Below are 9008 nucleotides of genomic sequence, written 5' to 3'. Positions count from 1 at the left end.
TGCTTATCCGAACGGCATTATACCCAAGGGTAGCCGTTTTTATTTGCCTGTATCATTACATCGATGTTTCACGTGGAACATCAACCAATATGTTGATTAACCAGAATAGGCACTGTGCCAGTCTCGCCACACCGGGTCGAAACCACGCTGACGAATCATCGACTCGACATCAGCAGCACTTCTCTCATCACTGATCTCAAACTGCTCAAGCTCTTCTTCACCCGAAGCATAACCACCAGGTTGGGTTTTAGAAGCCGCAGACATACTCGTGATCCCCAATGGCAACACATTGTCGCGAAAGGTTGCCGATTCGCGAGTAGAAAGGGATAGCTCGACCTCAGGATTCAAGAGTCGATATGCGCAGATAAGCTGAACCAATTGTTTGTCGTTCATGACTGATTTAGGCTGTAATCCTCCACTAGAGTCTCCCCCCTCACACGGACGAAGACGCGGGAATGAAATTGAATAGCGAGTCTGCCAATAAGTGCGCTCTAGGTAATCTAAGTGAGCAGCAACAAAAAAGCAGTCGGTTCGCCAATCTTCCAAACCAATCAAGGCACCAATACCTATCTTATCGATCCCCGCTTTTGCCAAGCGATCTGGGGTTTCAAGACGGTATTCAAAATCCATTTTATTGCCACGTAGATGATGCTCAGCGTAAGTTCTTGGCTGATAAGTCTCTTGGTAAACCATAACAGCATCTAGACCGAGAGTTTTAAGCTCTGCGTAATCATGTTGATCAAGCGGCTGCACTTCCATCGCTAGGTAGTTGAATTGCTTTTTGATATTCGGCAACACCTGTCGAAAGTAATTCATCCCGACCTTAGTTTCATGTTCACCGGTGACTAACAAAACGCTATCGAACTTCATCTTTTTGATAGCCGCACTTTCGGCATCAATTTCATCCAAAGTAAGCGTGCGACGTTTGATACGGTTCTCCATTGAGAAGCCACAATACGTGCACGCATTCGCACATAGGTTCGAGAGGTACAAAGGAATGTAAAGCGACATTGTATTGCCAAATCGCTTACGAGTTAGCGCCAACGACTGTTGTGCCATCTGCTCTAAGTAAGGTTCTGCCGCCGGAGAGATCAGAGCCTTAAAGTCTTCTAAGTCACGTTTGGGTTTACTCAGAGCACGTTCAACATCCGCTGACGTTTTACTGAAGATAGACATACCAATGTCATCCCAGTTGAGCTGTTTAAATCGATCAACAAACGTCATAGGTACACTACTCGTCTAGAAATGAAGTTAACGGGCTCGAAGCAACCGCGTGAGATACTTTTCCTGCAAGCCCAGCAAGGTAAGCCATACGCCCCGCTTCAACTGCCAGCTTAAAAGCAATCGCCATATCAACGGGTTGTTGAGAAGCCGCAATCGCCGTATTCACTAACACAGCGTCTGCGCCCATTTCCATTGCACGAGCAGCATGCGATGGCGCGCCTATGCCTGCATCCACAATCACAGGGACATTCGCTTGGTCGATAATGATCTCTAAGAAGTCTGCCGAAGCGATACCTTTGTTTGAACCAATAGGCGCACCTAACGGCATAACCGCAGCGCAACCCACCTCTTCCAAGCGCTTACACAAAACTGGATCGGCATGGCAGTAAGGCAACACAACAAAACCATCTTTAACCAGTTGCTCAGCGGCTTTAAGCGTCTCAATTGGGTCTGGCATCAAGTACTTTGGTTCTGGGTGAATTTCCAGTTTAAGCCAGTTTGTGCCTAGCGCTTCACGAGCCAAATGCGCAGCAAAGACGGCATCTTTTGCACTCTTCGCCCCAGAGGTATTCGGTAGCAAGTTCACGCCAGCATCAATGATTGGTTGTAAAATGTCGTCTTGCTCAGAGCGAATATCAACTCTCTTCAGCGCCATGGTTGCCAATTGCGAACCTGAAGCCTCAATAGCACTCGCCATCAATTGCTTATTGGCGAACTTACCCGTTCCAGTGAACAGACGTGATTGAAACGTTTTATCTGCGATGGTTAACATGGTTAGCCCCCTGCAATAGCTTGGAAAAGAGATATAGCGTCGCCTTCATTAACGACCGTTTGTTGCCACTGGCTACGCGGGACAACCGCATTATTGATAGCAAATACACAACCTAGATTGGGTAATGCTAGAACTTGGATAATGTCCGCTAGAGACGATGAGTGTGCTACTTGTTCTGATTGTTCGTTTATCGAGATCGTTATATGGCTCATTGGATTTCTTCTTCTAAATGCTTAACTACAGACGCACTGCACACAGGACATTCACTATCTTGAGTGACCATAAGGTTTTGCCAATTCATCGTCTGGCCATCGAACAGTTTGAGTTGGTGTGTTGCGACCTGAAACTCACCACGAGCTAGACGTTGAATAGCAGCCAAAGCTTGAAGGTTACCTATGGTGCCAACAACTGGGCCTATGATGCCGCTATCGCTACAACGAGTCGTTTGTGGATGATGTCTGAACGGGAACAAGCAGTGATAGCACCCTTTCTGATTCTGATAATCAAATACAATAAATTGGCCTTTCCAGCCAATTGCAGAACCAGAAATCAAAGGGGTCTTCGTGCTGAAACATGCTTGGTTAACCTGCTGGCGTGACTCGAAGTTGTCAGTACAATCCAACACTAAGTCAGCTAGCATCACTTCAAGCTCAAGCTGACTTTCACTCATTCGTTGATTGATGGTTCTTACTTGGCTGCGACCATTGAGTTCACTCACTTGTTGCTTGAGAGCTTCAACCTTAGGCGAACCTAACTGACTTTCCCTGAACGCGACCTGTCGTTGCAGGTTCGATGAATCGACACAATCATCATCGACCAGCACGATCTTTCCAACACCAGAAGCAGCCAGGTAAAGAGCCGCAGCATTACCTAAGCCACCACAACCAATCAACAACACATGACTATTTAGTAAGTTGCGTTGCCCTTGCTCACCCACTTCAGGTAACGCAATTTGTCGTTGATAACGAATGAATTCAAAGTCACTCAGCATAGCTAGGCTCCTGTATAACCTCTTCCTTAAGAGTTGGAGATTTAGGTGCCATCAGTTTTTCGAAAAATTCGATCACTTTCTGCGGGTCTTCCGCCAATGTAATCGCACGTACCACCGCCAAACTCGATACCCCACACTCCCACACCTGCTCAGCTGTCGATTGGTCAATACCGCCAATAGCAACCGTCGGATAACCAGTGAGTTGGTCTGTGTATGGGATAGTATCAATCAGCTGTTGATACAGAGATAAACGAACTAAACCTTGAGGCTTTGATGGCATCTGTTTAGTTGTTGTTGGGAAGATATGCCCTAGCGCAATATAGCTTGGGTTGATTTGAACAATGCGGAGCAACTCGTAATAGCCATGAGTAGAGAGACCGATCTTGATACCTGCTTGGCTCAACTGTGAGAGGTTTGACTCTTCAATATCCTCTTGCCCCAAATGAACACCAAATGCGTCATGCTTGAGTGCAAGCTGCCAATAGTCATTGATAAAAACCTGAGCGTTATGCTCTCGACCAAGCTCGATTGATCGCGCGACTTGTTGTTCTAAGTCCACTTGCTGCGGGTTTTTAATACGTAGTTGAACAGTGTTAATTCCGAGCTTGAGCAACCTTTCGATCCACTCAACATCATCAACCACAGGGTATAAACCTAGACTATTCTTACCCAGCTCAGGAAAAGAAAGCACTGTCCCTTGATTAGCCCAACCAACGCTTATATTCAATCGTTGATCTTCAAGAGCCGGAATTGGAAAGTTTTGGTAATGTGCTGGCCATGTTCCACGTGAAACATTGGACGATGCGCGAGCTAAAACTAATGCGTCCTCTAATGGGAATTCCAGAGCCAACAAAGTAAGTAACCAAGCAAAGTGGCCGCGATTATCTAACTCCTGATGAGCTGTAGTTTCACTCTTGATAGCACGATTAGCATCCCGGTGTGACCAGATATCCAGTACAGCTGAATCATCTGAAACACCGATATAAATGGTATTCGGAGTTTGTGTAAAGGCATCACAAACGTCAGCTAGCGCGACTGAATTGCTGTAATCAACAACATGGTTCAGTTCTGCTAGCTGACACACCGTCAATGAATCAAGATCATGAGCGAAGCCAATAGATAACGCCTGCTGAGAATCAACGATAGAGAAGTATTGAGTTGGGCTTACACCCAACTCAACCGCATCAGTTGCCAAGCCTTGTCGCTTAGCAACCAATAGACAGTTCTGCACCTCTCCCGTTAACTCAATATTTTGAGATGGGATGAGTATCTTCACTGTCATTATTCCTCTAATTGAGCTTCTTTTGCGGCTACTGCAGGATGATAAAGTTCAGAGCCAGTATCACGGAACTCTTGTGATTTTTGACGCATCCCTTCCAACGGGTTATCTAGCATCTTAATCTCGATAGCCTGATCCGCGGCTACTTGTTCGGTGTCTTTCGCATACTCTCGAACTTCTTGAGAAATCTTCATCGAGCAGAATTTAGGTCCACACATTGAGCAGAAGTGAGCAACCTTGCCCGACTCTTGTGGCAGAGTTTCATCATGGAAAGAACGCGCGGTTTCAGGATCTAAAGCTAGATTGAATTGGTCTTCCCAACGGAATTCAAAACGTGCCTTTGATAATGCATTGTCTCGGATTTGTGCGCCCGGATGTCCTTTAGCGAGGTCCGCTGCGTGTGCTGCTAACTTGTATGTAATCAGGCCGGTCTTCACATCTTCTTTATTTGGTAGACCTAAATGCTCTTTAGGTGTGACATAACAGAGCATCGCACAGCCGTACCAACCAATCATGGCCGCACCAATACCAGAGGTAATATGGTCGTAACCAGGGGCAATATCTGTCGTCAATGGGCCTAAAGTATAGAAAGGCGCTTCATGGCAGTGTTCTAACTGCTCATCCATATTCTCTTTGATTAGGTGCATTGGCACATGTCCTGGACCTTCAATGATCACCTGAACGTCGTATTCCCAAGCTACCTTAGTCAACTCACCTAAAGTACGTAACTCCGAGAATTGAGCCTCATCATTGGCATCTGCAATAGAACCCGGGCGTAGGCCATCACCCAATGACAGGGCAACATCGTACTTCGCACAAATCTCGCAGATCTCGCGGAAGTGAGTATAAAGGAAGCTCTCTTGGTGATGTGCAAGACACCATTTCGCGATAATAGAACCACCACGAGAAACAATGCCAGTGACACGTTTAGCCGTCATCGGAACGTAGCGAAGCAACAAACCTGCGTGGATAGTGAAGTAATCAACACCCTGCTCTGCTTGTTCAATCAAAGTATCGCGCATCACTTCCCAGTTAAGGTCTTCCGCAACACCATTCACTTTTTCAAGGGCTTGATACATAGGAACCGTACCGATTGGTACAGGGCTGTTACGTAAGATCCATTCGCGAGTTTCGTGAATATTACGGCCGGTAGAAAGGTCCATTACGGTATCGCCACCCCAGCGAGTTGACCATACTAACTTCTCAACTTCTTCTTCAATCGAAGAGCTTACTGAAGAGTTACCGATATTAGCGTTCACCTTCACTAAGAAGTTACGGCCAATAATCATCGGTTCTGATTCTGGGTGGTTGATGTTTGAAGGGATAATAGCTCGACCTTCAGCAACCTCCTTGCGCACAAACTCAGGGGTAATTTCTTTCGGTAGATTTGCGCCAAAGTTATGGCCAGGATGTTGGTGGTTAAGCTGCTCATCAGCAAATTTCTGACGTCCCATGTTCTCACGTATCGCAATGTACTCCATCTCAGGAGTAATAGTCCCCTGACGAGCATAGTGCAGCTGAGTAACACATTGATCGCCAGTGGCGCGACGAATTCTAGGCAGATTACCGTAACGAAGGTCGTCTAGAGTTTCATCTTCTAAACGCTCTTTGGTGTAGACAGAACTTACATCGTCTAACAGTTCTGTATCACCACGCTCTTCAATCCATTGCTCTCGTAACTTAGGAAGGCCACTGTAAAGGTCAATTTCGTGCATAGGGTCAGTATAAACACCAGAGGTGTCGTATACATGAATTGGCGCATTAGGTTCGAATACAGGATCTTTTTTGGTACCACCAACAAGGCTATCTGCTAGTGATATTTCTCGTACAGGGACTTGAATGTCCTCGCGAGATCCGTGGATGTAAGCTTTTTTTGAATTTGGATAAGGTTGCACGGATAAAGAATCAATGAAATTCTTCGCTTCCAGTCTTGCTTGTTTACGACTCGACATAGCATTTTTCCTTGGCTTTTAGCCATTATTTATAGGGATAAAAATGCTTGACGGATAAGATGCTACAAGAGGGATCACAGCAAGAAAATGCAGTTGTGATCTGGAGATAGATCTCTAGAAGGATTCTAGTTAGATATCTACTCTTGTTCCCTTCGCAGGTATTAGCCTGATCAGGTTCAACGGATCCCGAGTTAACGGTCTCAGCCATATGGCACTCCGACAAGTACAATCGAGTATATAAAAACGGCTTGGATAAACCAAGCCGAGTTGTTAACAAATCGTAAGAAAGTTTTAAGACTTTATCAGAAGTTGGAAGCCGATCCATGCGGCTGAAATACTGAGAACCACATTGAGCAGTACATTGAGCCCCATCTTGAAAAACGCACCCTGCTGCATAAGAAGCACGTTATCCATCGAAAACGTAGAAAATGTCGTCAGGGCTCCAAGGAAACCAAGACCGATAATTTGTCTCCACGGCTCCGTCGCAACCATCTCATTTTCAAACGCGGCGATGAGCAATCCCATAATCAGAGAGCCAATTACGTTAACAGTCAGCGTACCGTAAGGAAAACCACGCCCTAACATCACAACGCATAACTCGGAAATCAAGTAACGTGAACAAGCACCAAACGCGCCACCGATGGCGATAAAACCTAGAATAGATAACTGACCCATGAATCCTCCCAAACAATAATCCCTATATTCTAGCTTTAACGCCGATAAAAGCGAGGGTAGAAACTAAGAATGCATGCGCAAATATTAAACGTTACAGGTGTCACTTAACTTCAATATATCCCATCAAACCCGTTTTCATGTGTTCTATAACATGACAGTGATACATCCAGCGGCCAGGGTTGTCGGCTACAAATGCAGCTTTAGCTCGGCCATTTTTTCCAAGTAACACTGTATCGGTATGGAAAGGTTCTTCAACTTTCTTCCCGTCAAGTTCGAGTACTGTAAAAGTATGTCCATGAATATGGATAGGATGATGGTATTGAGTGACGTTCTTTAGATCGAATATATAGGTTTTTCCCAGATCTAAAGTCGCCAAAGGTTCAGGGATATTATCTTTGCTCATCCCCTCCCATGCTCGTTTATTAGTTAGCCAAAACTTAGGCATAGATTTTCCATCTTTGGATACTGGAGAAACCGCCCCTTCCCATTCAAATAAAAAGTCAATTTCTTCTGCATTAACCAAATCTAAGTTGGGCACAGGATTAAGGGGTAAAGAAGGTAGAGAGCGATTCTCAACAAGGGTTGAATCTACAACCTCGAACTCACACAAAGAGAAAGGAAAGCGTCCTTTCATTTGAAGGACGCTCACTCGCCCACCGGCTTTGGGTGCTATCAATCCAATATCCACTCGCATCCCTGGGCCAATTTTATGTTGAGTCAGTTTATAAGGCGTTTTTACAGGGTTACCATCAATGGCAATCACCCATGCCTCTGCCCCTTCGACAGCAATAGGGTAAGTGATCGTATTATCGACATTTGCGATACGCAGCCTGGTCGTTGCATGTTGTTTTAACTGATAGGCAGGCTCATGTATTCCATTAACGCTACTCCACTCTCCTGGCGTACCCATACGGGCACTGAGTCGTGGGATCATTAGATCTTTCCATTGGCCTTTCTTATCTATATGCCAATGCTTAAGCGTCAGTGCGTGTTCTTCATCAAACGGCACTGGGATACTCTCCTCTACGATAATAAGACCAACCAAGCCCATACCAAGCTGTTTAACGCTATTCATATGTGGGTGATACCAAAACGTACCAGCATCTGGTGGCGTAAATTCATAAATAAATGTTTCACCAGGCATGATCGGTGGTTGGCTTAAGAAAGGTACTCCATCCATTCCGATAGGAATCCTTAAACCGTGCCAATGAATAGTCGTCGGTTCTGATAGCTTGTTGGTAAAACGGATTGTTACCTTCTCCCCCTGGCGACACCGAATCGTTGGCGCTGGAATCTGACCATTAAAGCCTAGAATATTAGTCTCAAACCCCGTCACGATTTCAGCGGTTGAAGGCTCTGCCGTTAGGTCATAAACATACTTTCCTTGCTCATCAACCGCCCGTTTCATTGAGCAAGCGGGAAGTACAGTGAGTGCAGATATAGCGAGAGATGATTGAATAAACTTACGACGGGAGATATCCATATTTGTTGCCTTTTAGTAATAACGACTAAAATGTAACAAAATATTGATAACAGTTCTCATAAAGAAGCGTAGTTTGTGCTGTTGGTTGTTTATAAAAGAGGCTGGGATAAGTAAGCACTTACACTTTTAAGGCCAGATTTTATTAAAAGTAGGAATTGTCGACTAAAAATAGAACAAATAGAAAGCAAAAAAGCCTCAGCATTTCTCCTGAGGCTTAGTATATGGAAAGGTTGGAGGTTTCGACTCCCAACACGCGCTGTTTTAGTAAGTCGGAGAATCCGCTACTTTACTAATAGCGTATATTGGATTCAGAAAGCAAAAAGGATCTAGCATTTCTGTTGAGGCTTAGTATATGGGAGGAGTGGAGGTTTAACTCCCAACATGCGCTATTTTGGTAGGTCGGGGGATCCGCTGCTCTGCTAATGGCGTATATTGGCTTCAGAAAGTAAAAAGGCTCTAGCATTTCTGCTAGAGCCTTAAATATGGCAGGGGTGGAGAGATTCGAACTCCCAACACGCGGATTTGGAATCCGCTGCTCTGCCAATTGGAGCTACACCCCTAAAACTTTCATTACTTCAGATTCGAAAAAACCTCGCACTAGGCGAGGTTATCGAATAAGTGGCGGAGTGGAC

At 45.2% G+C, this 9008-nt stretch carries 8 protein-coding genes, 1 tRNA gene and 1 riboswitch; all 9 genes read right to left on the bottom strand.

Annotated features, from left to right (window positions below; translation table 11 throughout):
• Positions 1–96 precede the first annotated feature (96 nt).
• The gene (gene thiH, locus AB4513_RS24210) at positions 97–1224 is read right to left on the bottom strand and encodes a 2-iminoacetate synthase ThiH (RefSeq protein ID WP_009848177.1); all 1128 of its coding nucleotides are present in this window, start codon (positions 1222–1224) and stop codon (positions 97–99) included.
• A 7-nt stretch (positions 1225–1231) separates the two neighbouring features.
• On the bottom strand, positions 1232–1996 hold the full coding sequence (locus AB4513_RS24205; protein ID WP_009848176.1) for a thiazole synthase: 765 nt from the start codon (positions 1994–1996) through the stop codon (positions 1232–1234).
• Positions 1997–1998: 2 nt separating this feature from the next.
• Positions 1999–2208, bottom strand: coding sequence for a sulfur carrier protein ThiS (gene thiS, locus AB4513_RS24200; RefSeq protein ID WP_009848175.1), 210 nt, complete (start codon positions 2206–2208; stop codon positions 1999–2001).
• Entirely contained in the window at positions 2205–2987 is a 783-nt protein-coding gene (locus AB4513_RS24195; protein ID WP_009848174.1) for a HesA/MoeB/ThiF family protein, read from the bottom strand. Before AB4513_RS24195 ends, thiS begins: the two co-directional genes overlap by 4 nt.
• Positions 2977–4269, bottom strand: a complete 1293-nt coding sequence (locus AB4513_RS24190; RefSeq protein ID WP_102258449.1) for a thiamine phosphate synthase — start codon at positions 4267–4269, stop codon at positions 2977–2979. Before AB4513_RS24190 ends, AB4513_RS24195 begins: the two co-directional genes overlap by 11 nt.
• Positions 4269–6218: a phosphomethylpyrimidine synthase ThiC gene (gene thiC, locus AB4513_RS24185; RefSeq protein WP_009848172.1), complete on the bottom strand. Its 1950-nt coding sequence runs from the start codon at positions 6216–6218 to the stop codon at positions 4269–4271. The genes AB4513_RS24190 and thiC overlap by 1 nt, the downstream gene beginning before the upstream one ends.
• Positions 6219–6348: 130 nt before the next feature.
• Positions 6349–6447, bottom strand: a riboswitch (TPP riboswitch).
• A 62-nt stretch (positions 6448–6509) separates the two neighbouring features.
• The gene (gene crcB / locus AB4513_RS24180) at positions 6510–6893 is read right to left on the bottom strand and encodes a fluoride efflux transporter CrcB (RefSeq protein WP_004736665.1); all 384 of its coding nucleotides are present in this window, start codon (positions 6891–6893) and stop codon (positions 6510–6512) included.
• 100 nt (positions 6894–6993) lie between these two features.
• The gene (locus AB4513_RS24175) at positions 6994–8376 is read right to left on the bottom strand and encodes a multicopper oxidase family protein (RefSeq protein WP_009848171.1); all 1383 of its coding nucleotides are present in this window, start codon (positions 8374–8376) and stop codon (positions 6994–6996) included.
• A gap of 483 nt (positions 8377–8859) precedes the next feature.
• Positions 8860–8936 (bottom strand) — tRNA-Trp (locus tag AB4513_RS24170).
• Positions 8937–9008 lie beyond the last annotated feature (72 nt).

Origin of the sequence: Vibrio sp. 10N.222.54.E6, assembly GCF_041473955.1 — a bacterium.
GTDB lineage: Bacteria > Pseudomonadota > Gammaproteobacteria > Enterobacterales > Vibrionaceae > Vibrio > Vibrio tasmaniensis_A.
This window is presented reverse-complemented; position numbering and strand designations above follow the sequence as displayed.